The 21,822-nt window shown below is 56.0% G+C and carries 31 protein-coding genes and 1 pseudogene; 24 read left to right on the plus strand and 8 right to left on the minus strand.

The features are described 5' to 3' along the window. Positions 1 to 342 precede the first annotated feature (342 nt). The 3 genes from O3298_RS10445 to O3298_RS10455 form a co-directional block, all read right to left on the minus strand. Positions 343 to 624, minus strand: a complete 282-nt coding sequence (locus tag O3298_RS10445) for a hypothetical protein (RefSeq protein WP_305059241.1) — start codon at positions 622 to 624, stop codon at positions 343 to 345. A gap of 159 nt (positions 625 to 783) precedes the next feature. Next, positions 784 to 1,344 carry a zinc ribbon domain-containing protein gene (locus tag O3298_RS10450; protein ID WP_305059242.1) on the minus strand — a complete coding sequence of 187 codons (561 nt, stop codon included), beginning with the start codon at positions 1,342 to 1,344 and terminating at the stop codon, positions 784 to 786. 19 nt (positions 1,345 to 1,363) lie between these two features. Continuing rightward, positions 1,364 to 2,125, minus strand: a complete 762-nt coding sequence (locus O3298_RS10455) for a S24 family peptidase (RefSeq protein WP_305059243.1) — start codon at positions 2,123 to 2,125, stop codon at positions 1,364 to 1,366. Positions 2,126 to 2,170: 45 nt separating this feature from the next. Between O3298_RS10455 and O3298_RS10460 the strand changes: the two genes are divergently transcribed. Beyond that, complete coding sequence (locus O3298_RS10460; RefSeq protein ID WP_305059244.1) at positions 2,171 to 2,506, plus strand: hypothetical protein; 336 nt, start codon at positions 2,171 to 2,173, stop codon at positions 2,504 to 2,506. Positions 2,507 to 2,545: 39 nt separating this feature from the next. Here the strand turns inward: O3298_RS10460 and O3298_RS10465 are convergent, their stop codons facing one another. Next, positions 2,546 to 2,812, minus strand: a complete 267-nt coding sequence (locus O3298_RS10465; RefSeq protein WP_305059245.1) for a hypothetical protein — start codon at positions 2,810 to 2,812, stop codon at positions 2,546 to 2,548. Between the two features lie 114 nt (positions 2,813 to 2,926). Here O3298_RS10465 and O3298_RS10470 point away from each other — a divergent pair, with 114 nt between their 5' ends. From O3298_RS10470 to O3298_RS10500, 7 genes and pseudogenes are all read left to right on the plus strand, one after another. Continuing rightward, positions 2,927 to 3,217 (plus strand): hypothetical protein, encoded by a 291-nt coding sequence (locus tag O3298_RS10470; RefSeq protein WP_305059246.1) that lies wholly within the window; start codon positions 2,927 to 2,929, stop codon positions 3,215 to 3,217. Between the two features lie 17 nt (positions 3,218 to 3,234). Next, the gene (locus O3298_RS10475; protein ID WP_305059248.1) at positions 3,235 to 3,450 is read left to right on the plus strand and encodes a hypothetical protein; all 216 of its coding nucleotides are present in this window, start codon (positions 3,235 to 3,237) and stop codon (positions 3,448 to 3,450) included. A 70-nt stretch (positions 3,451 to 3,520) separates the two neighbouring features. After that, positions 3,521 to 3,760: pseudogene (locus tag O3298_RS10480) on the plus strand (helix-turn-helix domain-containing protein); the annotation flags it as partial. 20 nt (positions 3,761 to 3,780) lie between these two features. Beyond that, entirely contained in the window at positions 3,781 to 3,951 is a 171-nt protein-coding gene (locus O3298_RS10485; protein WP_305059250.1) for a hypothetical protein, read from the plus strand. Positions 3,952 to 4,007: 56 nt separating this feature from the next. Then, positions 4,008 to 4,757, plus strand: coding sequence for a KilA-N domain-containing protein (locus tag O3298_RS10490; protein WP_305059251.1), 750 nt, complete (start codon positions 4,008 to 4,010; stop codon positions 4,755 to 4,757). Between the two features lie 104 nt (positions 4,758 to 4,861). After that, positions 4,862 to 5,158 carry a hypothetical protein gene (locus O3298_RS10495; RefSeq protein ID WP_305059252.1) on the plus strand — a complete coding sequence of 99 codons (297 nt, stop codon included), beginning with the start codon at positions 4,862 to 4,864 and terminating at the stop codon, positions 5,156 to 5,158. Beyond that, the gene (locus O3298_RS10500; protein WP_305059253.1) at positions 5,155 to 7,164 is read left to right on the plus strand and encodes a DNA cytosine methyltransferase; all 2,010 of its coding nucleotides are present in this window, start codon (positions 5,155 to 5,157) and stop codon (positions 7,162 to 7,164) included. The genes O3298_RS10495 and O3298_RS10500 overlap by 4 nt, the downstream gene beginning before the upstream one ends. Positions 7,165 to 7,190: 26 nt before the next feature. On the opposite strand, the gene O3298_RS10505 is transcribed toward O3298_RS10500, so the two are convergent. Then, on the minus strand, positions 7,191 to 7,382 hold the full coding sequence (locus O3298_RS10505; protein WP_305059254.1) for a hypothetical protein: 192 nt from the start codon (positions 7,380 to 7,382) through the stop codon (positions 7,191 to 7,193). Positions 7,383 to 7,417: 35 nt separating this feature from the next. Here O3298_RS10505 and O3298_RS10510 point away from each other — a divergent pair, with 35 nt between their 5' ends. The 3 genes from O3298_RS10510 to O3298_RS10520 are packed head-to-tail and all read left to right on the plus strand — an operon-like array spanning position 7,418 to position 9,488. Then, on the plus strand, positions 7,418 to 7,846 hold the full coding sequence (locus tag O3298_RS10510; protein WP_305059255.1) for a hypothetical protein: 429 nt from the start codon (positions 7,418 to 7,420) through the stop codon (positions 7,844 to 7,846). A gap of 2 nt (positions 7,847 to 7,848) precedes the next feature. Continuing rightward, positions 7,849 to 8,262: a DUF6283 family protein gene (locus O3298_RS10515; protein WP_305059256.1), complete on the plus strand. Its 414-nt coding sequence runs from the start codon at positions 7,849 to 7,851 to the stop codon at positions 8,260 to 8,262. Beyond that, positions 8,259 to 9,488, plus strand: a complete 1,230-nt coding sequence (locus O3298_RS10520) for a phosphoadenosine phosphosulfate reductase family protein (protein WP_305059257.1) — start codon at positions 8,259 to 8,261, stop codon at positions 9,486 to 9,488. The genes O3298_RS10515 and O3298_RS10520 overlap by 4 nt, the downstream gene beginning before the upstream one ends. Position 9,489: 1 nt before the next feature. On the opposite strand, the gene O3298_RS10525 is transcribed toward O3298_RS10520, so the two are convergent. Beyond that, entirely contained in the window at positions 9,490 to 9,819 is a 330-nt protein-coding gene (locus O3298_RS10525; protein WP_305059258.1) for a hypothetical protein, read from the minus strand. A 69-nt stretch (positions 9,820 to 9,888) separates the two neighbouring features. On the opposite strand from O3298_RS10525, the gene O3298_RS10530 reads away from it, so the two are divergent. Genes O3298_RS10530 through O3298_RS10550 form a run of 5 tightly spaced genes read left to right on the plus strand, consistent with a single transcriptional unit; the run spans position 9,889 to position 12,572 of the window. After that, positions 9,889 to 10,386, plus strand: a complete 498-nt coding sequence (locus O3298_RS10530; protein WP_305059259.1) for a nuclease domain-containing protein — start codon at positions 9,889 to 9,891, stop codon at positions 10,384 to 10,386. Further along, positions 10,383 to 10,790 (plus strand): hypothetical protein, encoded by a 408-nt coding sequence (locus O3298_RS10535; RefSeq protein ID WP_305059260.1) that lies wholly within the window; start codon positions 10,383 to 10,385, stop codon positions 10,788 to 10,790. Before O3298_RS10530 ends, O3298_RS10535 begins: the two co-directional genes overlap by 4 nt. Beyond that, complete coding sequence (locus O3298_RS10540) at positions 10,787 to 11,569, plus strand: YdaU family protein (protein ID WP_305059261.1); 783 nt, start codon at positions 10,787 to 10,789, stop codon at positions 11,567 to 11,569. The genes O3298_RS10535 and O3298_RS10540 overlap by 4 nt, the downstream gene beginning before the upstream one ends. Continuing rightward, positions 11,511 to 12,404, plus strand: a complete 894-nt coding sequence (locus O3298_RS10545; RefSeq protein WP_305059262.1) for an ATP-binding protein — start codon at positions 11,511 to 11,513, stop codon at positions 12,402 to 12,404. The genes O3298_RS10540 and O3298_RS10545 overlap by 59 nt, the downstream gene beginning before the upstream one ends. A gap of 36 nt (positions 12,405 to 12,440) precedes the next feature. Next, a complete protein-coding gene (locus tag O3298_RS10550; protein WP_305059263.1) occupies positions 12,441 to 12,572 on the plus strand; it encodes a hypothetical protein in 132 nt (43 codons plus the stop codon). An 843-nt stretch (positions 12,573 to 13,415) separates the two neighbouring features. On the opposite strand, the gene O3298_RS10555 is transcribed toward O3298_RS10550, so the two are convergent. Further along, a complete protein-coding gene (locus tag O3298_RS10555; protein ID WP_305059264.1) occupies positions 13,416 to 13,763 on the minus strand; it encodes a TfoX/Sxy family protein in 348 nt (115 codons plus the stop codon). A gap of 98 nt (positions 13,764 to 13,861) precedes the next feature. Between O3298_RS10555 and O3298_RS10560 the strand changes: the two genes are divergently transcribed. The 5 genes from O3298_RS10560 (at position 13,862) to O3298_RS10580 (ending at position 16,527) form a co-directional block, all read left to right on the plus strand. Beyond that, a complete protein-coding gene (locus O3298_RS10560) occupies positions 13,862 to 14,095 on the plus strand; it encodes a hypothetical protein (protein ID WP_305059265.1) in 234 nt (77 codons plus the stop codon). After that, complete coding sequence (locus tag O3298_RS10565) at positions 14,092 to 14,559, plus strand: MepB family protein (protein WP_305059266.1); 468 nt, start codon at positions 14,092 to 14,094, stop codon at positions 14,557 to 14,559. The genes O3298_RS10560 and O3298_RS10565 overlap by 4 nt, the downstream gene beginning before the upstream one ends. Positions 14,560 to 14,603: 44 nt before the next feature. Beyond that, a complete protein-coding gene (locus O3298_RS10570) occupies positions 14,604 to 15,242 on the plus strand; it encodes an Imm26 family immunity protein (RefSeq protein ID WP_305059267.1) in 639 nt (212 codons plus the stop codon). A gap of 73 nt (positions 15,243 to 15,315) precedes the next feature. After that, positions 15,316 to 15,891, plus strand: coding sequence for a hypothetical protein (locus O3298_RS10575; RefSeq protein ID WP_305059268.1), 576 nt, complete (start codon positions 15,316 to 15,318; stop codon positions 15,889 to 15,891). A gap of 336 nt (positions 15,892 to 16,227) precedes the next feature. Next, on the plus strand, positions 16,228 to 16,527 hold the full coding sequence (locus O3298_RS10580; RefSeq protein ID WP_305059269.1) for a hypothetical protein: 300 nt from the start codon (positions 16,228 to 16,230) through the stop codon (positions 16,525 to 16,527). A gap of 492 nt (positions 16,528 to 17,019) precedes the next feature. On the opposite strand, the gene O3298_RS10585 is transcribed toward O3298_RS10580, so the two are convergent. Further along, complete coding sequence (locus O3298_RS10585) at positions 17,020 to 18,591, minus strand: recombinase family protein (protein ID WP_305059270.1); 1,572 nt, start codon at positions 18,589 to 18,591, stop codon at positions 17,020 to 17,022. Between the two features lie 110 nt (positions 18,592 to 18,701). Between O3298_RS10585 and O3298_RS10590 the strand changes: the two genes are divergently transcribed. From O3298_RS10590 to O3298_RS10600, 3 genes are all read left to right on the plus strand, one after another. After that, a complete protein-coding gene (locus O3298_RS10590) occupies positions 18,702 to 18,914 on the plus strand; it encodes a hypothetical protein (protein WP_305059271.1) in 213 nt (70 codons plus the stop codon). A gap of 174 nt (positions 18,915 to 19,088) precedes the next feature. Continuing rightward, a complete protein-coding gene (locus O3298_RS10595; protein WP_305059272.1) occupies positions 19,089 to 20,096 on the plus strand; it encodes a 2-hydroxyacid dehydrogenase in 1,008 nt (335 codons plus the stop codon). A 116-nt stretch (positions 20,097 to 20,212) separates the two neighbouring features. Continuing rightward, the gene (locus tag O3298_RS10600; RefSeq protein ID WP_305059273.1) at positions 20,213 to 20,740 is read left to right on the plus strand and encodes a hypothetical protein; all 528 of its coding nucleotides are present in this window, start codon (positions 20,213 to 20,215) and stop codon (positions 20,738 to 20,740) included. The last annotated feature ends 1,082 nt before the right edge of the window (positions 20,741 to 21,822 follow it).

Raw genomic sequence — 21,822 nt, forward strand, 5'->3', positions numbered from 1 at the left:
CTTCGAACGCTATGAAGATGGAAGTGATCACCATGGCTCTAGGCGTAAAAAAGCCCGCGCGCTGCGGGCTTGGTCTTCGTGGTGATCGGAAATGAAAATCAGGCCACGCCGCCATGCGACGAGCAAGCCCCTTGCTTGTCTTTTGATGGTGATATCCACCCGTCCTTGCATTTGACAGAGCCGCTATCAACTTCGCCCCCACCGCAGCCTGTCAATGCGGCTGAAACGACTATGGCAATAAAGATGAAATTCTTCATTTTGCCTTCGAGGTGATTTTATTATTTGAAATCTATTGCACGCTACGTAGTAGCTGTGGTGTGCAAAGCTGCTTGCTGATCGAGCTTATTTTGTACCAGGCTTGCCGGTCTCAGGATTTGAATTGCCCTTGGTGGACCAGTTATTATCTTTGGTGCCGTCTTTGGTCGAGCGATCATGACCTTTGACTACAGTACCATCCTTTTTTGTGTAGCCGCCCACATGTTCGTGGGCAGCTTTCGCGCCAGTGCCAGTCGCGGCTTTTGCAGTATGGCCGGATGGGCTGGCATGGCCGGCTGAGTGGCCACCGCGCGCAGAGGCCGGAAGGGTAAGAGAGAGTGCCAGTGCTGCAACCAATATTGTTTTCATTTTTATTCCTGGTGCGGCATAGAGGCGTGCCGTTGCGCTCGCCAATTATATGTAAAAATATCAACAGGAAATCTAACGAATTGTTGCACTACTTCACGTGCCGCATACCCTGAAGGGGGTATAAGTCTGTATTGTTTGACGGTAATTTACCCATTGTAACTATAGCCTCCCTGGCTCCGCCCTCGCGCCTAGCACAACGTTCCCATCAGGTTGGAAGTCGCACTCATAAATTGAATCTTGGTAGGCTCCGAAGCCATTCTGGAACTGAATCTTATCTCCAACAAAGGTAATGGCGCCGTTGGGTTTGTCGAGCCATGCGAATCTGCTGAATTTCATTTCAAGCATCGTGTCTGTCCATTTAACACTGTAGTGAGCGAGTTTTTCGATTTCACGCTTGCAATAGATGCTTGCGCTCGCGATATGCTTATCGCCCCAGCACTGAAGATCTGCCATGCATTTGGCATCTAGAGCGGCAGCTAGAGCTTTCGTATCGGCATCAACTTTAGTTTTTTTTGCGGTGGCCACTGCAGATTCAGCGGCCATTTTTTCTTTGTCGGGAGCACATCCGTAGGCGATCCCACCTATAAGGGTGGCTAGAACAACTAGCCCGGCTACCACTTCCGTTTTTTTCAGTCCTGGGTTGCTAATTCCGCAGTGAGGGCAGTTTTTTGCTCTTGACGAAACTTCCTTCTTGCATTCCTTGCATGCTGTAAGTGACATGTACTACTTTCCGATAGCTCTAAAGTCTGTCTTTGAAATTACGAGGCTCGAAACGAACGACGCGGCCGATTACATTGCAGTCGCCAGTCCTGCACGGCTCTTCGCGAAAGTCGGGATTTTCAGAAGTCAAATACCACTCGCGTCGGTCATAGCGTAGGCGCTTGACCACCGATTCGCCCTTGTAATTCAAGGCGAACACGCCGCCACTGACACGGCTTTTATCTTTGATGTTGACGACCGCCACGTCTCCCGCATACAACATGGGCACCATGCTGTCACCCTTGACCTTGATAGCTCGAAGCTGATCGGGCGTGAGGTCGTTCTCTTCAAGCCACTGGCGCGGCACATGCAAGTGACCACCATCCTCAAACAGATGATCGGTTTCAAAGCCCGTGATTCCAGCCCGAAGGTGCTCAGGAACCATGCGGATGGACACCATTACGGGAGCCATATCATCGTCGCCAGTCACAGGCCTGGCATCTAAAGCCGACCCTGCGTCAGCGTTCTCAATATCGTTGTGCAGAACGTCGAGCCAGCCAGCCGGTTTCTCAAACGCTTGTTCGATGCGCTTGGCGATGGAATTCCCAATGTTCTTAATTGGCGTCTTGCCAATTATCTGACTTACCTGCGAAGGAACCATGTTGAGGGCGCGGCCGAATTCCACTTGGCCACCTGCGAGGTCGGCAAGGCTGCGGGCATTTTCTCGTCTGATTTCTTCTCTGGTCATCGCGTGATGGTCTTCTAATTTAACAAAAAGATAAACAACCAAAAAGATAAACAAAATTCCGCATAAAGTTTATCTTTATGGTAAAGTCGCGGAATGGATATGAAAAATTACCTCAAGCAAGCCGCTCCTTGCGACCGCAAGACCTTGGCCGACGTCGCGGGCACTTCGGTTGCATACCTCTACCTGATTGGTGGCGGCCATCGCCGGGCGGGCCCCGAGCTTTGCAAGAAGCTTGTCGCAGCTGAGCCGAAGCTCACTCTATGCGATCTCCGGCCCGATATCTGGGTGCCCAGCCATGAGGTAGCGCCGCGCCGCGCCACCGATCTGGTTCCAGCGCCAGGCCACGCCGGCCGCCAACCGCCCACTACCAACGCCATCTTCGACACCGTGCCTGCGCGGGCCGCCGTCGGCATAGACCAGGGCGCCAAGCAATGATCCGCCTGATCCCCATTTCCCCGCCGCGCTCGAATGCCGTCAAGGTTTCGGCGGGTGGCCTGTTGCCGGTTTTGGTTGCGCTACTGATTGAGATTCCACAGTGATCGTCAGCACAGAGGCAATCACCGCTTTTCCAGGTGCGAAGTCGACACCCCATTCACGTTCGACCACCGTCCCATTGACTGTGAGGCCGTGGATTAAGCCAGTTATTTTGTCGCCAACAGCAGGCGCTGGCACGGCTTTAGGCCAAGGCACCGGAGCGTTCGCATCCAGAGCGAGCCTTACCACATAAGTTTCGTTTTCCATGGAGGTTGCCTTTCCTGTGAATTGACATGCAGGAATAGAAATTTAACACGTTGGCAACTTCTGCCTATTTTTCGCAGTACCCAAACCCTGTAACACCGACCACCAGGAGAAAACATGAAACAGAAGCAAAAACGTACCGCACTCGTCAAGGGCTACATCACCGAAGACAACAAGGCTGATCTGCAAAGCGCGTGCACGGCGATGCGCAAGAGCGTCAGTGACGTGCTGAACGAATGCACGATCGTGATCATCCGCAATCACCTGGATGCCAGGCCGAAACGGAATGATACGCCGCCGTTTTCGAGCGGGGCTAGGCCCAAATCAATAAATAGCAGGGCCCAGTTTATCCCGGCGCCGCGCCCGTGCTTTGGCGTCATCCCGCGCGTCGTGCGGATGCGGGTTTAACGGCATGGAGGCAGCTATTGAATAAACGGGCCGATGTGACAGCCGAGGAGAAGGAGCTGGTCTTTCAGCGTTCGATGATCTACCGCCAAGCCGAGAAAGACCTGCAGGGCGCGAAGGACGGGGAGGGCGAGAGTGCGGCGAAGGCCGCGCACAAGGAAGCGCGCCAGAAATGGCGCGATGCCACCGATAGGGTGGCGAAGAAATACGAGGTGCCGCGGCGCGAACCGCCATAACGAACCGGCACCCTACAGCATCGCATGGCCGGAATCGGCCACTTTAATCACCATCAATATGGAATATGACATGACGCAAACAACTGCAATTACGCCGTATGGCTCGCTGAACAACGCCGATGGCAACAACGACTTGCTCGACATGCTGCTGGCCAAAGGCCCAAAGAACGACGCTGCTCTGGCCCGCGCGCTGGAAGTGGCGCCACCAGTGATTTCCAAGATTCGCCACGGCCGCCTGCCGGTCGGCGCGTCGTTGTTGATCCGCATGCACGAGGTGTTCGACGTGTCGATCAGCGAGCTCAAGCGCATCGCGCGCGCCGAGGTGGCGGCTTGACCTGGGCGGCATTGCGGCCGGAACTCGGCCCCAGTGCGGCGCCGGGCGAGCAGGGTGGCCACGCCCAGCAAGAGCCCAACGACGACACGCTGCCAGTCGATCCTGGCCACATCCGGACGCGCCAGCACTACGAAGCAATGCTCAAAGACCAGAACGCCAACCAATAAAAAAAGCCAGCTGGCAGGCTGGCTTCCTTGAAACGCTATAAATCCCGAAAGAATTTATGAGCCAAATTGTACAACAGAAAAGCATCAGCATTGCGAATACAGCCATTGCGACAGATCAGGCTGGCCGTTTTCGCTTGAACGACTTGCACCAAGCGGCCGGCGGCGAGCGCCGTCACGAGCCATCCGCGTGGCTGATTAATCAGCAAACCAAGGAGCTTGTTACGGAATTGGAAACTACGGGAATTCCTGTAGTTAAATCCGAAGGCCGGACGGGCGGAACTTACGTCTGCAAGGAGCTGGTCTACGCCTACGCCATGTGGATCAGTCCCAAGTTCCATCTAGAAGTGATCCGCACTTTCGATGCCGTTGCCACCGGCCAAGCGCCAGTCGCTGCGCCGAAGCCCAGCGTGATCTCCCCCGCCAAAGAATTCCGCGCCATCTTCGGCATCGCGCGTCTGATCGGCCTCGACAAGAACGCCGCGGCCATCAGCGCGAACCAGGGCACGGCCGCCCTGACCGGCGTCAATATGCTGCAGCTGATGGAGCGCAAGCACCTGGCCACTCCCAGCCAGGAGATTTACTACACCCCGACCGAACTGGGCAGCCGCTTCGTTAAGAGCGGCAAGGCATTCAACCAGCTGCTGGTGCAGGCCGGCCTGCAAGAGAGCATCGCCGGCCATTGGGTGCCGACGGAGAAGGGGCGCGCTCATGCCTTCGTGGCGGACACCGGCAAGGCGCACTCCAGCGGCACGCCCATTCAGCAAGTGAAGTGGCGCGATTCCGTCCTGGCGGAGGTGGCATTGTGACTGGCCAAGCTGACAATCGCGCGCGCCCAGCTTTTAGCGTAAATAAGACGAAGCGCCGCCGAACTGGCGTCACGCTCCCGAAACAGGGTTCCCGCTCGTATGGGTTGCTGCAGGCGATGCTGGCCGGGCCTGGCACCTTCTACCAAATCTGCGAGCGCGCTGGCTTCGATATTGAAGCGGCGGGCATGGAGCACCGCCTGCGCATGATCTTTTCGCGCTTCATCCAGGGCAATGTACGCCTGGTGGGTATTCGCTACGTGCTGAAAGACGCTGCGCGCGCGGCGCTGCTGGGCGCCGAGCCCGAACAGGCTGGCCAGGTGGCCGCGCCACACTTTCGTGGCACGGTGGGCGCAATGCCTGTCGTGGTCGTTCGCCGGCCAGCTGCGGAGGTGCGTCCATGAAGCGCGACCTCATCACCATCACCAAAGAATTTCGCCACTTTCACTTTTGCTGCGGCCTTGGCGGTGGGAAGCAAGGCTTCAATGCCGCCCAGCCACAGGTGGGCAATATGGCCGCGACGTTGCGCTGCATCGGCGGCATCGACAATGATCCTGCCGCGATCCGTGATTTCGACCGCGCCGGTCCTGGCCGCCCTGGCACCGTTATGGATCTGTTCACGCGCGCCCAATACACGGCCTTTCATGGCAAAGAGCCGCCATCAGGTTGGCGCGAGGCCGCCGCCGTCGATATCCGCCGAGCGGCCGGCAATGAATCGCCGAACATCGTATTCATCAGCTCTCCATGCAAGGGTGCCAGCGGTCTGCTGAGCGAAACATTGAGTAAGACGGCCAAATACCAGGCGTTGAACGAACTGACGCTGCGCTGCATCTGGCTGATGTGCGAGGCCTGGGCCGACAACCCTGTCGATCTGATCGTGTTCGAGAACGTGCCACGCCTGGCCACGCGCGGCCGGCACCTGCTGGACCAGATCAACCAGCTGCTCCAGCAGTTCGGCTACGCCGTAGCTGAGACAACGCATGACTGCGGCGAGCTGGGCGGCCTCGCGCAAAGCCGCAAGCGGTTCCTGCTCGTAGCGCGCCATATGGAAAAAGTGCCACCATTCCTCTATGAGCCAGAGCGTAAGCGCCTGCGCGCCGTCGGCGACGTGCTGGGCCGCATGCCGTTCCCTGGCGATGCCGCTGGCGGGCCGATGCATCGCATCCCACGTCTGCAGTGGAAAACGTGGGTAAGACTGGCTTTCGTCGAGGCCGGCAGCGACTGGCGCAGCCTGAACAAGCTGGCCGTCGAGGACGGGCACCTGAGCGAATACCTGATCCTGCCCGAGCGCAGTCACGATTACCTCGGCGTCAACGCCTGGGGCGAGCATGTCGGCGCCGTATCCGGACGCGGCACGCCGACCACGGGCGCCTACTCGGTCGCCGACCCGCGATATGTCAACGAGGGCGATTATGGTCAGCTCGGCGTACGTGATTGGGCAAAACCCACCGGCACGATCACCGGCCAGCGGTCTCCCATCCAAGGCGGGTTCTCCGTTGCTGATCCTCGGGCAGCTGGAGAGCGCCACAGCAACGTCTACCGCGTCGCCGCATGGGATAAATCATCCGGCACGGTCACCGGTGACTTCAAGCCAACCAGTGGCGGCGGTGTGTCAGATCCGCGCCCACCTGCCGGCCCGATGTTCAGCAAATACGCGGTGACCCGCTGGGACAAGCGCACCGGTACCGTGATCGGTGGCGACGACCAGGGCGCCTACGCCGTGGCCGACCCACGATCGAGCACCGGCTTCGAAGGCGCGGGCAAGTATCTGGTCACGCCGTTCGATGAGGCGGCCGGCACCGTGATCGCCGGCAGCACGACCGGCCAGGGTGCATTCTGCGTCGCCGATCCGCGTGCGATCAATCGCCAAAAAGGGGATGCATTCCTGACCGGCGGCCATTACGGCGTGTTGCCATGGGATGGGCAAAGTGGCGCCGTCAGCGCTTCGGCCGGCTACGACAATGGTCGCTGGAGCATCGCAGACCCGCGCATCGACGAAGCGCCGCAGCTGCCTGCGCTGAACCAGAAAACGGTCGCGCTGATACGCGCGCTCGACGGCACCTGGCACCGGCCATTCACCACGCTGGAACTCGGGGCGCTGCAATCGCTGATCGATCCGGACGAGCACTGGTCGACCGATCCGCAAATCCAGCGTGAAATTGACGAGCACAAGTGTCGGACTGGCGCCAGCGCGTTCCCGCTACTCGACGGCACCAACGATAGCGCGCATCGCGAGCGCATCGGCAATGCCGTCCCGAAGCTGGCCGCTCAGGCCATCGGCGAGGTCATGGGCACCACGTTGCTCCTGGCAGCCGCTGGCGAGACGTTCATGCTCAGCGCCATGCCTATTTGGGTGCAGCCGGTGGCGATCGCTATCGCGGCGTCACAGGCTGGCGCGGGAGGGACTTGATGATGGCAGACCTCGCTATGCAGCAATTAGCTAATGAAGGGCTTGGACGCCGCCATAAATTCCGCGTGTGCCACTTCCATCCTTTTGATCAGGTCTTTGAACTCGTCGTCAAACACCGCAGTTTGCGCCCACATGGCAGAAATATGGGCCTCATAGGCTTCAGTCAAATCCTTCCAGACCCTGTATTTCGCCTGCATTTTTTCGTGATCAGCGTTCATTTGGCATCCAAATTTTATAAAAAGGACATCGTATCATGATGATTCCGGACCTTTCAAAAACCGATCGCCACCACTTGGCGAACCAGGCTACGCCCGCCTTCTCGCTGATCCGCAAGATCTGCGCCTGTGGCAAGGCCAGCACCGCGAAGCAGCTGGCCCAGCACGGCAAATGCGCTGCCTGCGCGCTGGCAGCTGTTCGCGACGCAATCATGCCTGGCGACTTCGCCAAGCTGCAGCACATGCTGGGCGCCGTGAAGCAATACCCGAAATCCAAGTGGGGCTGGCGTAACTACTTTGCCACCGGCAGCGGCCAGCAGTACGAGGCAATGCAACGCCTGGTGGCCGCTGGCCTGGCTACGGCTGGCCGTGCCGCCAACGAAATGACCTACTTCCACGCCACTCGCCTGGGATGCAAGGCTGCAGGCCTTGATGGCGCTGGCATCAAGCGCGCGATGGAGGATTGACCATGACCGCACATATCACGAACATCCGGCCGGCCGACGCCAACAACCAAGTCGTGACCGTCAAAGGCGGCAGCGGCGGGTATCGTCGCCGGCCCTGCGCCAAATGCCCATGGCGCGTCGACGCTGTAGGCGAGTTCCCGGCCGAGGCATTCCGCCACAGCGCCCACACGGCGCACGACATGTCGCAAACCACTTTCGGCTGCCACGAGTCGGGTAGCGCCAAGCCGGCCATCTGCGCGGGCTTCCTACTGCGTGGCGCCGACAACAACCTGGCGGTGCGACTGCGCCAGCGCACCGAGAAATTCAGTGTCACCGTGGGCGACGGCGGCCACGCACTGCACGAAAGCTACCGCGCCATGGCGATCGCCAACGGCGTGCCGGCTGATGATGCGGCGATTGTGGAGTGCCGGCCATGAACCAAGCTGACATTTTCTCAGCCGGCGCCCAGCGCCTGCAAATGACCGATTCCATCGATCTGACTATCCAGTCGCTGCTGGCCTACGGCGCCACGCATGAGCACTGGGGCATTGCCTGGTCGGGTGGCAAAGATTCCAGCGCCACGCTGACGCTGATCACCTACCTGCTCGACACTGGCAAGATCGCGCGCCCGAAGTCGCTGACGGTCTTTTACGCTGACACGCGCCAGGAACTGCCGCCGCTGGCCATCGCGGCGCGCCAGATCATGGATGAGCTGGAAGAGCGCGGCATCCGTGTGGAGGTCGTTACGGCGCCGATGAATAAGCGCTTCATGGTCTATATCCTCGGCCGTGGCGTGCCGCCGCCGAACAATAACACGCTGCGCTGGTGCACCCGCCAGATCAAAATCGACCCGATGGAGCAGGCGCTGCGCGACCGCCTGGATCAGCTTGACGGCCAGATCCTGATGATCACCGGCGTGCGCCAGGGCGAAAGCGCCATCCGCGATCGCCTCATCGAAATGAGCTGCAGCAAGGACGGCGCCGAGTGCGGCCAAGGCTGGTATCAGCAGGTGCTGCCGAATGCCAAAGGCCTGCGCGGCCGCCTGTCGACCCTGGCGCCGCTGCTGCACTGGCGCGTCTGCCATGTGTGGGAGTGGTTGCGCCACTGGGCGCCAGAGGCCGAATTCGGCGACTGGAGCACGGCGATCATTGCCGACGCCTATGGTGGTGACGAGGCCGAAGAGGTCAACGCGCGCACCGGCTGCATCGGTTGCCCGCTGGCGACCGAAGACAAAGCGCTCGATACGATCCTGCTGAACCCGCAATGGTCCTACCTGGCACCGCTCAAGGGCATCAAGCCGCTGTGGCGCGAACTACGTGAGCCACAGCACCGCTTGCGCAAAGCCGGGCGCGAAGTCCTCAAATCCGGCGCGGTGGCGGCCAATCCGCAGCGCATGGGGCCGCTGACGTTCGAGGCGCGGCTTATGGGCCTTGACCGCATCTTGACCATCCAGGCCACCGTCAATGCTGTGGCGCGCGCCACTGGACGGCCCGAAATCGACCTGATCAACGCGGAAGAAGAGGCGCGCATCCGCGAGCTGATCACGCTGCAAACATGGCCGCAGGGCTGGGACGGTGACGAGCCGATCGCCACGACCATCATGGACACGGTCTATGCGAACGGCGCCGTGCAACCGAGGCTTTTTTCGGAGGCTGAACTGTGACCTACGATTTGAGATATGCAGCAGCTGCCACCAGTAGCGCGAAGAAGGATACTACGGCAGCGAAAATCGAAGCACGTGCTGATGCCGCTGAGGTCTTTTCGGATTGGGCCGCCGAAGCGGCTGACGCTTCCGCAGCTCGAACACTTCTTTCGTTAAGTGCCTCTTGGCGTTGCTCGGCCATCGCGCGCTCCTCGCGTTCGGCCGACTCTATCCAGGCCGAAATAATTTGCCTTGTGGCCACGTGGTTCTCGGTGAATAGGCGGTGCCTGGCCTCAGCTAAACCGATCTGGTCGCACACGCCCCACATCGGATGCATTCTGGGGTCGCTCATGAAATCCCTTAAAAAAGTGGGAATCCTAACATGATGCGCCGGTCTCCCATTGAGCCCGGCACCAGGCCGATGAAGCGCACAGCCTTCGCGCGCGGCGAGCGCATCGAGGCGCGCAAAGCGTCAAAGCTCAAGCGCACCTCGCCCATGCCCAGCACCGGCATGCTCTCCGTGCAGTCGCACCAGCGCACGGCGCCGAAGCGCAAGGCCGGCATGACGACGAAAGGCCCGCGCTCGACGCCGATCCGGCGCGCCGCGCGCGGCCAGGACTGCACACTGCGCCTGGCCGTCTGCAACTTCGACCCTGACACCACCGTGCTTTGCCATTCGAACTTCCTGGTGGACGGGAAGGGCATGGGCCTGAAGGCGCCGGACACCTGTGCCGCGTTTGGTTGCAGCGCCTGCCACGACGTGCTCGACGGTCGCTCCCCGCGCCCGGCTGATCTGTCGCTGGCCGCCCTGGAGGCTGCCTTTCGCGCGGCCGTGAACCGCACCCACGAAATTTTACGGTCGATGGGCCTGCTCGCTGCAGTTCCCAATGACCAAAAACAAAATATGGAACACACATGACGCGAATTAACTTCCGTGAATTCGTGCTGGGCGCCATGCCCGGGACCAAGGCCGATATCGTCATCAAGTCAGGCGTCAGCCAAGCGACAGTGCTGCGCTGGATTCGCTTGCTGCACGCTGATCGCAAGATTTACATCGCCAGCTGGAAGCCGCACCCGCGCGCAGGCGCCGCCATGGCCGTATATGCCGTCGGTAACTTGCCAGACGCGGCGTGCAAACTGCAGCACCTGACCAAGCGCCAGATTCGCCTGCGCTTCGAGGCCAAAGCTAAGAAGGACGGCCGCTATGACTCGATGAAGGCGCGTTGGCGCAGCAAGTACTGGATCCGCAAGGCTGGCGCAGTGGGTGATCCGCTGGTAGCCGCTTTGTTCGGCGCAACGCGCGTGCAGGAGGCCCGACCTTGAACTACTACAGCCACCACATTGGCGACTACACCACCGATACCGCACATCTTTCTCTGTTGGAGGACGGTGCATACCGTCGCCTGATGGATCGCTACTACACCACGGAAGCCCCATTGTCGAACGACGAAACGGGACTCTTCCGCCTGGTGCGCGCTCGCTCGGATGAAGAGAAGGATGCTGTGCGCATCGTCCTGCAGGAGTTTTTCCAGGCAACGGACGCAGGCTGGGTGCATAAGCGCTGCGATGCCGAGATAGCTGCGTTCAAAGACAAAAGCATGAAAGCAGCAGATGCCGCCAACAAGCGATGGAATAAGGGGGGCAGTACGGATGCTATGCGGACGCATAGCGAAGGCAATGCAGACGCATTGCCAACCAATAACCAAGAACCAATAACCAATAACCATAAACCAGTAAACCTAAAACCTTCGTCGGCTTCGCCTCCCGATCCATACCCCAAAGAGTTCGAAACAGCCTGGCAAGCGTACCCGCCGCGTCCAGGGGCAAGCAAAAGGGATTCGTACAAGGCCTGGGCGGCCCGCCGGAAGGAGGGCGTACCGGCGCAAGCGCTCCTTGCCGGCGTTCAGCGGTACGCGAACTACGTTCTGCTGTCGCGCACTGAGCCGCAATTTACGAAACAGCCGGCCACGTTCTTCGGGCCAGGCGAGCACTACAAGGCCGATTGGGCAGTCGGTGCTACGCAAACACAGAAAGGGGTCATTCATGGAAACTTTGGCAAGCAGGATTACCACAAGGGCGTTGGGGCAGATGGCACCTTTTGAAGGCAAGAAGCGCTTCGCCAGCGCGCAGATCGAGCGCTGCCCGATGCATGGCGAGTACACCGCGATGCTGATTCGCGGCTCCTGGTCTGGCTGCTCGGATTGCATGAACGTCGAGGATCAGGTGCGCGAGGCCGAGCAGCGCGCCGCCTGGCGCCAGGAGCTCAAGGCGCGCGAATGGAGCGCAAAGCTCGGCCGTGCCGCTATTCCCGAGCGCTTTGCCGATCGCAGTCTCGAATCGTACCGGCCGGATTGCCCCGGCGCCGAGCGCGCGCTGGCCGTGGCCACCCGTTACGCCGAGAACTTCGAAGATGCACGGGCCACTGGCGCCTGCCTGATCTTCGCTGGGGATGTCGGTACCGGCAAGACGCATTTGGCCGTGGGAATCGCCCATCACATCATGGGCCACGGCCGCCAAGCGGTATTCACGTCCGTGATGCGCGCCGTGCGGTCCGTCAAGGAAACTTACGCAAAGGGCGCCGGGCGCACCGAGGCTCAGGCCATCCGCGACTTGGTCGAGCCGGATCTGCTGATCCTCGACGAGGTGGGCGTGCAGCACGGCAGCGACACAGAAAAGCTGATCCTGTTCGAAATCATCAACGGTCGCTACGAGGCGGCGCGCCCGACCATCGTCATCAGCAACCTCGATGCGGCCGGCCTGGAGCAGTTCCTGGGCGAGCGCGCATTTGACCGATTGCGCGAGGGCGGCGGCAGGCTGGTGGTCTTCGATTGGCAGTCGCACAGGGGGAAACGCCCGAGCGTCCAGGCTGCGAATGCCACTCAGGATTTGCCAGAGGCACCGCCGCACTGCGCAAGGGCCATGGCTGCTACGAAGTGACGTACCCATCAGAAAAAACGGCTTAAAAGGCTTCAAATGAAAAATCAAGAAAACGAAATCGCAGCAAACAAACGCCTGGCCGAGCTGCTGGGCTGGTCCAGCATTGTCGAAGTGGGCGGCGCTCTGTTTGGCACGCCGCCGCTAGTCTCTGCTAGGCCGTGCTGCTGAGCTGCGCAGGCGACGGCGAGGTATCTTGGCCGCTGATTTGAATGACTGATTGGATTTGGCGCCCAAAGCGCACATTTAGGCTAAAGGGGCTTTACCTGTGGCTTTCGCCGACTGCTTCGAGCAGATTTTCAATGCCGCCTTGTTCACGTTGTGACCGTAATTATTCGTTAGATTCTATAGGGCAATATTGGCTAAAATTTGATCACGTCTTTGCGTAGCGACATCTGAAGCATTGGACTTAGATCAAAACGAAAGGAGAGAGATATGCAGACTCTATACACTTTTCAAACCCTCAAAGGGGTGGCTCGAATAGACCAAAACCCAAAAAATAGACTATTTCATGCAGTTTTTAATGATGAGAGCCTTGGCAGTTACCAATCTCCCGAGCAAGCTGCCGAGGAATTATCGGCCGGGTGTACTTTCATTCCCGTATCTGGGATCGAGATAGCGACTCTGGGAATACCTAGCGAACTTGGTGGATGGAAACTAGCGCTAGTTAGCTGCTAGGGGGATCTATTCATACGGGGGCAAGGGCAATTAGGGTAGTGTTTTACCAACTCACTTCCTGACTGTTGATTCGAAAGATTTCTTTAATGTCAACATCACGTAAACGATATCAGGAAAGTGTCGTAGACCTTCGGGTGGAAGCTGAAGTGGCTCGGCGCTACGACGTAGTGAACGCCCGAATAATGATTCTGTCGATTATGCGCAAGTATGGTCTCTCCCTTTCCGATCTCGACAAGGAGGCGGATCCGCCAAAAGTACCCCGTACTCTCCCGAAGACCAATAGTAAAGACTGAATCATTATGAGTTCGTCAGGTTTGGCATTTGTTTAAGCCGATACTATTTTTTTGGCTTTGGGTGCGACTTGGGTTTTGGTAGTGGCAGTTCCGCTACGGAGCGCTGTGCAAGTTGCACTAGCCATTCGCGCTCATCCCATAGTTCACCGCTTATTAGAAAATACGGTTTGGCTTGCGGGTAGGGCGGTGCCTCCTGTAGTGTGCCGAGCTGGCTGATCCAGGCTCTGCCTGCCTCCGTTGGCTTGAAAAAAAGCTGATCGTCGGCAACGATGGCGAACATCTTGCCATCGCAATACAATCCGTACTCGCCAAACATTTTCTTCGCGCTAACGCCGCCCGCGCCCGTCATCTGGTCGAGCAAAAAATCCACCGTGCCTTGCTGTGATGCCATGTCGTCCTCCGTGTGAAAGAACAGTGTAGCGCACTGGCCAGGATGGGCCGCGGCGGCTACACTATCGCCATTATTTATTTTGCATTAGATATTTTGCCATGACACCCCAGCATCTTATTCACCGCGGCATCCGCATCGCCACCCTGGCCGACGGCGAAGCCATCGAATCCCATTGCGCACCGGGCCAGACGGCCATCCGCGAGCAGGGCGACGGCTGGTGGCTGTACTTTGTCGACGAGGATGGCAAGGTCGACGGTTATGACAGCCCGTTCGCCAGCCACGCCGAAGCGCTGTGGGCGGCCAAGGCCGCAGCTGAGTTCAGCGCGCAATGAAGGCCAGTCCCTGGGCTTTCCTGGGCTTGCCGCAAGCCCCTGTGCCGGAAGCGGAAAGCGTGGAATACGGCGCCTGCCGCGCCGAGCTGCACGGCAAGCGCCTGGTCTTGCGCGTGGCGAAAACCACGCCGACGAAAATCGGCCAGTTCGTCACCGTCTGGAAGCGCCCCCATCCCGACGCCGACATCGCCCCGCTGGATGAAGCGGACCCCGTCGACATCGTCATCATCGCCGTGGCTGACGACGTTGGCGCGCGGCACGGCTTTTTCATTTTCCCGCGCAGCGTGCTGATCGAGCGCGGCGTGATGTCGCGCGCCGCCCAGGGCGGCAAGCGCGCGCTGCGCGTGTATCCGCCGTGGTGCGCGCCGGAATCCATCCAGGCACAGCGCACGCAGCGCTGGCAGGCGGCGTGGTTTGCGGCACAGGACGATTTGTCCGGAATCGTGCGTTTGTTGCAAAATTGAAAATGGCGGAACTGATCCCGTTCCATTCTTATCAGGAGTAAGCCATGATAAAACTGTCAGGGAAAAGCGTGAAGCCGGGTGATGTATTTTATATCCCTGCACTCAATCCATCGCAAGAGCAAGGTTTTGTGATGGCGAGATTTATTGAAAATGTTCCGGTGAATGTGGGTTATTTGCTGGAGGTTTTTGCAAGGTTCTATACGATACCGCCTGCCTGCATGGAAGATATCGATATGAGTCAACGCCTGTTCCGGCCTGTGATGACATCTTTCAGTTTTTCGGAAGTACCCAAGTGGCGGGTGCTTTTTTCTGATCCGTATTACGATAAATCGCAGTCCAACTACGATGATATTGCATTTTCATTTGTTCCTTATCTTTGGGTCGGAGGAAAAGAAATTCCGAAGTCTCAATGCGACCAGGATCTATCCGGGATCGAAAGACCCATCTGCTGGCGAGCGCTGCATCTCATTCTCAGGGTGAATGCGCATTTGGCAGGGATATTCAATGCGGACGAGCCGCATGACTACCACAGGCTGCCTGAAAACATGAAAGCAGACAATCCCGAGGCGCTCGTCAGGGCGATCGCTCTCGCCGAAGCCATGGATGATAAATTCAAGCTGTGGGCGGTTCAAACCAAAAAGAAAAGCAGGATCGAGGGCGGTGGGGGCGGCTCCGGTATATGATGCGGGATCGCGTCGGAATAGCAGCGTTGCCCTGCCTTCCGTGGCAGGAACGCCAAAGAAAAAAGAGGTTGAAATGCAATTGGTTATAAATAAATATGGTCAGCACGTCATTGATGCAGCGGCCAGGCTCTCGCAGCGTGAAAATGTTGCAGTATTGATCAATTTCATCAAGCGCCAGGCGCCATTGATGGAGCAATTCGATGTCCGCTATGGTGAAAACAGGTCCCGGTATTTTTTGAACATGGTCGAACTGTCATTGAATGGGGTGGTCTGCTTTCAAGATGAACAGGTATTGGGGGATATGCTGGCGACCCTTGATTCGGAAATTCCTGACAGCGAGGAGTTTGGCGACATCGAGGGCGATCTTGCACAAAATGCGCTTATTTCAGCCAGTTATGCGATTCAGTACATGCAATATGGCAAGCTTGCCGATTTTTGCGCTTCGGTAGAAAAAGTGCTTGAGACTGTGGATGTACTCCACTACTCAGAAAATCCCGATTACGATGAGCGCAAAGCGATGATGCGGGAAATCGGATTGCTTGACCTTCTCGTGCGCGGGCTTAGTGTTCCCCTGACGAACACGGTGCTTGAAAATCTGGACGAGATCGCCAGAAATGCGCCGATAGGGGTAGATGGCGCTGAAGAGTGAAGGGTGGCACATGGGGGCGCACCGTCCTGCACGGGAAGAATTTGTACAGGCCCCTTGCCACTTTAGAATTTATCTGCGCCTTGCCGCTGTGATATAAGGGCTTGAGAAATTTATTTTTATCAGGATGGCAATAAGACCTTTACTGAGATATTGCTATCGTCCGGTAGCGGCCAGTAGCGGACGCCTGGACGCTCGCCAATTCGTCTGGCCGCACAAGTTCCATAATGCGGATTCAGGCCGGCAGCGACGTTGCAATCGATAATGGGCTGCTGCACTGAAGCCCCCGGTCTTTTAATCTCTGGGCCCGCCGGCTCAGCTACAAGTCAGGTTTGCGACATGGAGTATTCGTTTTCACGCTTGATAATTGCAGCTGGCTTGGCTTGTTTAGTCATGGGCATGGCCGCCATTCAACAGATGCGCCTTGGTCGCCCGATCCGTAAAGTAAAATACTTTTTGCTTAAATTGGCGATGTTAATCTGGCTGGTGAGTGGGCTATTTATCGGAACATTCTATAGTCACGGATTCGATGTGGCGTGGTACATTTTTGGTGCCGCCGTAAGTGTGGCCGGATGTATCGTTGCGGGAATTGTGGTGCTTGCCCGGGCGGTTTTTACAAGGCGCAAGCAGGGCAGTTAATATGCTTAATGAAGTTGCATCACTTACGAATTTAGTTGCAGACGTTCGTGGTCCTCAATCACACTGACCTGAATTAAAAGCTGTATAGGCTCACGTGTCCCTTACTCCAATTTCCGACCGACTCGCCGCAATATATGCACGGGTCGCCGCAATTGACTCGACCGCCGCCAGGCCATCACCTAAGATCAAGGCTACTTTACTACTGGACCTTCCATGCGTGTATTGCTTGCTATTCGTTGGGTGATTGAAACGCTACAATTGCAAAATTGCATTTCTGGAAACCCCGCGTGAAAGTCGAAACTTGAAGTGTGGTCGATGGATCTAGACCACAATGGGCGCGTGCTAGACAAGTTGCATTTGGTCTCCTTGTAGGCGGCCCTTGCTCCTGACTGCACACTTTGATAATCACGTTGTGATGCTTGCCTAAAGATTTGGCTGTGATCTCTTCGATTTCCTTAACTGCGATATGTGCTCTGGAACCAAAGCATTGCTTTAGCAGTGAGGTGGGATGTTTGTTGTGGGACGTCCTTCAAAGATAGTTTTTAGCGATGGATATCGATACTGTTCCATATTATGTATGTTGGCTTCAGTTAGCGTGATCTGCACTTTGAGGAAGTCTGCCTTCGGGAATAGATAAAAAGTACTTGCTCTTGTGTTTTCAAGATCAAGGAGTACTGCCAGAACAAAGTCGCATCTGGACTCTTCATCCAGTCGTATACGCCAGCGAGGAGGGGCCTGCTTTTCGTACAGGCATCTTGCTATTGTGATCTTCAAGACAAAGCGATCATCGAGCAGCAAAGTATTGCGAGATGACCCGTTTACTTGGCTAACACCCGTATTCGCAATGAGCTCCACAATTCGTTCGTGCGTTTCTGCCCGAACAGTTCGTACGATTTTTCGGGTGGCCACGAATTTATGTTCGTTGGTAGGTGGCAGCCCTGCAAGTGCATAGGCTTCCAGCATGGTGCCAAAGTAGTAAGCGAACATCTGTGAGTTTGGAAGTGCATCATCCTGGTCAATTAGCATGGTTGTTACCTTTCCATGCTTTTCATGCAAATTGCGCAGCATTGCCAGGAGTTCTTCTTTTGGAATCGGAGCGAGGCGATGTTTGCGTTCTTGCTGCGCTTTGCGGAAAAGGGTAACCGGGATAAGGGGAGGGAAGGCGCCGATTCTTTGTATCCACATCGACGTTGGATTTTCGATGTGATGCTTTCGGAGTTTAAAAGAAGCTCTGTTGTAGATGATGTTGCCGATGTACTTTTCATTTGTAAGCACGTCTCGAACGCAGTCGCGGGTCCAAGCGCGCCCGCATTCGCGAGGCGCCTCCATTGCATTCAGCAAGAAAGCAATTTCGCTTTCACTTAGCTTCTCCAGCACGTACCAGTCGAAGATCCCTCGAAGAATCTCAAGTTCATCGCTTGGGCCAGGGACGAGGAGCACACGGTCTGTAGGATGGTTCTTTCTTTCGCCAAATCCGAGTGCCTGCTTGGCTTTGCCGCTTGAGCTGATAGGAATCCGGCGCAATCCAAATCCCGCTCGCCCACCTTGTTTAAACCCCATTTCTACGAACCGACATTGCGCTGCAAAAACCTTGGACGAGAGTTCTCTGCTGTACTCGGCAGCCATGGCGCGCTTTACGCTCTTAATTATGGACGAGACCGAAGATCCATTGTTCTCGAAGTCTTCTGCGCAATATACGATGGCTACCCCGGCGCGGCGGCATATGTATTCGTAGTAGGCGCTTTCGTCCAAGTCTTGGAACCGTCCCCAGCGGCTAATGTCATAGGCAAGAATCGATTGAAATGGCGCCACGCCACTTTGTACGTCCTCGATCAGGCAACGCAGGCCAGGGCGTGAGGAAAAATCGAGTCCACTCCTGCCCTCGTCGGTGTATGTCTTGACAATATCTATGCCATGGCGCTCCGCGTACTCGGAGATGCAATGCAGCTGATGTGAAATAGAATGATTTTGATTATCTGTAGACATGCGGACGTACACCGCAGCTGTCGGTTTTGCAACCGCGGCCAGCACCTTTGGAACCTTTACTGCAGCTTTGCGTCGCATGCAATTCCTCTATGGGAGGTGCCAAGCACGGCGAGCTTTTGGCACTTGCTTGATACGGATCAACACCTGGACCTCTACCTGTCGCATCCTACTGAAACAGGGAGGGTGCTATGTTCGACGATGCCACTGTAAAAACGTTACGACTGATTTCTGCCGGGATATATCTGAAAAGAATACACGGCTTGGAGTTCGCGTTTCTTGTGCTGATGGATGCCGGGCTGCGTGAAGGTGTCGCAAGAGCAGCACTGCAAGATGAACGGTCTTGCTTAGGCACGGGCTTGACGTTGAAAAATTGCCCTACGGATCGTACTCATCCCGAATGACCTGTAATCTCGTGCAGTGTCGCACGATTCAGGTCGTACGTTCTTTTTTTCTCCGGCCGGCAGTCCTCGGCGCTAGGTTCCCAACTGGGTGGTCATACAGTTTGGAAAGGAGTAATCTCCTATGTAGTCGTTCTTTAACAATTACAAATTGCGTTCGTGCAAAGGATCTTTAAGATGAAAATCGCTGTATTCAGCTCCCAACCATATGATCGCCGTTTTCTCAATGAGAAAGCAGATCAACGCGATGCTAGTGATGCCGTGGAGATGCGTTTTCACACTGAATCCTTGTCCTTGCAGTCGGTAGCTCTTGCTCAAGGTTGTAAGGCAATATGCGTATTCGTAAATGATGTGCTTGACGCGGAAGTACTGCATGCTCTTGCTCACATTGGCGTTCGTGCGATCTTGCTGCGTTGCGCAGGTTTCAATAACCTCGATATAGATGTCGCAAGGCGCTTGGACTTTTTTGTCGCTCGCGTGCCCGCATACTCACCGGAAGCTGTTGCTGAGCATGCGCTGGCCCTAACGCTGACGCTGAATCGCCGAACTCACCGGGCCTATGCGAGGGTGCGCGAAGGCAATTTTGCGCTCGACGGTCTACTAGGGAGCAATTTGCACGGGAAGACGGTGGGTATCATCGGAACAGGAAAAATTGGCCTGGCGACCGCAAAGATTTTTAACGGTTTCGGCTGCCGCCTGTTGGGCTATGATCCGTTCCCATCGGCGGCGTTTGAAGCATTCGGCGAAATGGTCGAGTTGTCGGAACTACTCTCTGAATCGGACTTCGTTTCATTGCATTGTCCACTTACCACGGATACTCACCATCTCATAAATGCGGATACGCTAAATCTGATGAAGGAGGGCGCTATGCTGATCAACACTTCCCGTGGCGCCCTCATCGATACCCAGGCAGTGATTGAAGCGTTGAAGGCGCGCCAGCTTGGTTCCTTGGCCATTGATGTGTACGAGCAGGAAAGCAACCTCTTCTTTGAGGATCGGTCAGGCGACATCATCACGGATGACATTTTCCAGCGCCTTATGACTTTCCCGAACGTGCTTGTTACCGGACATCAAGGTTTCTTTACGATAGAGGCGATGCGAGAAATTGCAGCAACAACCTTCGAGAATTTGTCTGCATATCAGCTTGGCGCTGAGTGTGCGAACCTGGTGCCGGGTACTTATTGAAGATTTTTGTTTTCGCCAAAGTGATCAGTGCATAGCGTGCGTTGCTCCTGCCGCTTGCCTCTGCCAGGCGGCTGAAATCCTATGCTACGATTGTCGAATTCTGACAGGAGTGGGCCATGGGTTTCGCAGATAAATTTGTAGCGTCATTGCAATCATCGAATTTGATGGATGACGCTTTCCATCATGATTTGGACGCGATTGCTGCTGCAGCACTGGCAGGAGATCTTGGTTCTTTACTCTGTCGCGTGAAGTACGCTGATGGAACAGTGAATAAGCTCTTTGAAGGAAACTCCAGTAACCTGGTGCATTTGCTTCGGATCTGGGAAGTGGAGGTCACCAAGAAGGGCCGCAGTCGCGGTTGGGTTCGAATTCAGTCTGAACGAGACGTCTATACTGCTCATCATCTTTACAGACGCGTTGCTGCCGCTTCATTGGCGTATTGGTTAGATGGGAAGTGTAAAGACTGCAATGGCACGGGCATAGCATCGCGTAGCTTGCGTACATGTAGGGCTTGCGCTGGCGTCGGCGAAGCTGAGGTAACGTGTGCTGGTGGATTTGAACGTGAGCGTGTCAAAGATATGATCAGTGAGCTTAAGGCTATTGCCACTAGTCACGAATGGCGCGCGCGCCGGCTGCTGGCTTGACTTCTACCTATCATCCGTCATCAATGGAACCATATATTTGACAATGTCTACGCTAAAGTAGACAGAAATGTCCCCGTCCAGTCTATATGCTTGATGCCCGAGACTGACAATTTTCCCCACAATGATCTGATCATTTTTTAAGGTAATTTGCCATACGGTTTCATTGGTAGTGCCCCAGTACGTGGCGCTCTTGATTACGGAATTTTTACGATGTCGCCTCGTGCCTCAAGACTTTGCCGGAGAGAGCCAGGCAGGCCTTTAGTAACGCATTTCATGTTGTATTCATCTGTCAAACTTCGTGTTATGCAGTTTAGCCTACTTTGAATTTGGACTCAAATAGACTGATGACCGGGCAACCCCAAAAGTTGCTTCGCAGTTGATAGGTCTTGGATATCTAGCTTAGAAAAATCTTTATTGCTGTGTTTACAGCCAGTATTTTAGTGGTATGATTGTAGTTGAACCTTAGTAAAATTCTTCTGGTACTCCGCGCGTCGAGCGCCGATAGCTGGAACTCGCGACAGTACCCATCCCGGCATCGTATCTGCTCGTCTTGAGTTTCTTGATCACTTTGCTCGTGAGAGTAAAACTGAAGCCTGCCCCGTTCTTGGGTGCGGGCTTTTTTTATTTCTCAAGTTCGTCCCTAACAACCTGTCCGCCGATTACGTTCAAGGAAATTAGCCACTTGGTGACAATAGCGCATGTAAGGTTGGACGATGAGGGGACCGCGAAAGTAATTTTCCTCAGAGGAACAGATGAGTACTTGTCGGTACAGACTTCAATAGGCTCACAAAATATGGTGACATGCTTGTTGACCAACTGTAGAAAGCCGTGCAGTTCGATATCATTTGCTGAAGCATATATTCTGAATCGGCTAGTAAAACCTGCCTCAAAATTTTTCATTTTTTGCGACTCAGATCAATAAATTGAAATTAATTGTATGTCATCTTTTGTTTTACTTGCACACTGCATAATTTATTGTGTTTCTGTTAGCAACAGATTGAAGACTCACACGAAGCGCATTTGATCCCGTTGGCTGCTCGGTTAGCGCATCTGCGAAGTAGCTGCGTGTGAAGAGTCAGCGC

This window comes from Janthinobacterium sp. SUN137, from assembly GCF_030587265.1.
Lineage (GTDB): Bacteria > Pseudomonadota > Gammaproteobacteria > Burkholderiales > Burkholderiaceae_D > Janthinobacterium > Janthinobacterium kumbetense.

Excerpts from the sequence above, each read along its gene's own strand:
- O3298_RS10445 (WP_305059241.1), bottom strand. The coding sequence starts at position 624 with ATGAAAACAATATTGGTTGCAGCACTGGCACTCTCTCTTACCCTTCCG.
- O3298_RS10450 (WP_305059242.1), bottom strand. The coding sequence starts at position 1,344 with ATGTCACTTACAGCATGCAAGGAATGCAAGAAGGAAGTTTCGTCAAGA.
- O3298_RS10460 (WP_305059244.1), top strand. The coding sequence starts at position 2,171 with ATGAAAAATTACCTCAAGCAAGCCGCTCCTTGCGACCGCAAGACCTTG.
- O3298_RS10465 (WP_305059245.1), bottom strand. The coding sequence starts at position 2,812 with ATGGAAAACGAAACTTATGTGGTAAGGCTCGCTCTGGATGCGAACGCT.
- O3298_RS10470 (WP_305059246.1), top strand. The coding sequence starts at position 2,927 with ATGAAACAGAAGCAAAAACGTACCGCACTCGTCAAGGGCTACATCACC.
- O3298_RS10490 (WP_305059251.1), top strand. The coding sequence starts at position 4,008 with ATGAGCCAAATTGTACAACAGAAAAGCATCAGCATTGCGAATACAGCC.
- O3298_RS10500 (WP_305059253.1), top strand. The coding sequence starts at position 5,155 with ATGAAGCGCGACCTCATCACCATCACCAAAGAATTTCGCCACTTTCAC.
- O3298_RS10505 (WP_305059254.1), bottom strand. The coding sequence starts at position 7,382 with ATGAACGCTGATCACGAAAAAATGCAGGCGAAATACAGGGTCTGGAAG.
- O3298_RS10510 (WP_305059255.1), top strand. The coding sequence starts at position 7,418 with ATGATGATTCCGGACCTTTCAAAAACCGATCGCCACCACTTGGCGAAC.
- O3298_RS10515 (WP_305059256.1), top strand. The coding sequence starts at position 7,849 with ATGACCGCACATATCACGAACATCCGGCCGGCCGACGCCAACAACCAA.
- O3298_RS10520 (WP_305059257.1), top strand. The coding sequence starts at position 8,259 with ATGAACCAAGCTGACATTTTCTCAGCCGGCGCCCAGCGCCTGCAAATG.
- O3298_RS10525 (WP_305059258.1), bottom strand. The coding sequence starts at position 9,819 with ATGAGCGACCCCAGAATGCATCCGATGTGGGGCGTGTGCGACCAGATC.
- O3298_RS10530 (WP_305059259.1), top strand. The coding sequence starts at position 9,889 with ATGAAGCGCACAGCCTTCGCGCGCGGCGAGCGCATCGAGGCGCGCAAA.
- O3298_RS10535 (WP_305059260.1), top strand. The coding sequence starts at position 10,383 with ATGACGCGAATTAACTTCCGTGAATTCGTGCTGGGCGCCATGCCCGGG.
- O3298_RS10545 (WP_305059262.1), top strand. The coding sequence starts at position 11,511 with ATGGAAACTTTGGCAAGCAGGATTACCACAAGGGCGTTGGGGCAGATG.
- O3298_RS10550 (WP_305059263.1), top strand. The coding sequence starts at position 12,441 with ATGAAAAATCAAGAAAACGAAATCGCAGCAAACAAACGCCTGGCCGAG.
- O3298_RS10555 (WP_305059264.1), bottom strand. The coding sequence starts at position 13,763 with ATGGCATCACAGCAAGGCACGGTGGATTTTTTGCTCGACCAGATGACG.
- O3298_RS10560 (WP_305059265.1), top strand. The coding sequence starts at position 13,862 with ATGACACCCCAGCATCTTATTCACCGCGGCATCCGCATCGCCACCCTG.
- O3298_RS10565 (WP_305059266.1), top strand. The coding sequence starts at position 14,092 with ATGAAGGCCAGTCCCTGGGCTTTCCTGGGCTTGCCGCAAGCCCCTGTG.
- O3298_RS10570 (WP_305059267.1), top strand. The coding sequence starts at position 14,604 with ATGATAAAACTGTCAGGGAAAAGCGTGAAGCCGGGTGATGTATTTTAT.
- O3298_RS10575 (WP_305059268.1), top strand. The coding sequence starts at position 15,316 with ATGCAATTGGTTATAAATAAATATGGTCAGCACGTCATTGATGCAGCG.
- O3298_RS10580 (WP_305059269.1), top strand. The coding sequence starts at position 16,228 with ATGGAGTATTCGTTTTCACGCTTGATAATTGCAGCTGGCTTGGCTTGT.
- O3298_RS10585 (WP_305059270.1), bottom strand. The coding sequence starts at position 18,591 with ATGCGACGCAAAGCTGCAGTAAAGGTTCCAAAGGTGCTGGCCGCGGTT.
- O3298_RS10590 (WP_305059271.1), top strand. The coding sequence starts at position 18,702 with ATGTTCGACGATGCCACTGTAAAAACGTTACGACTGATTTCTGCCGGG.
- O3298_RS10595 (WP_305059272.1), top strand. The coding sequence starts at position 19,089 with ATGAAAATCGCTGTATTCAGCTCCCAACCATATGATCGCCGTTTTCTC.
- O3298_RS10600 (WP_305059273.1), top strand. The coding sequence starts at position 20,213 with ATGGGTTTCGCAGATAAATTTGTAGCGTCATTGCAATCATCGAATTTG.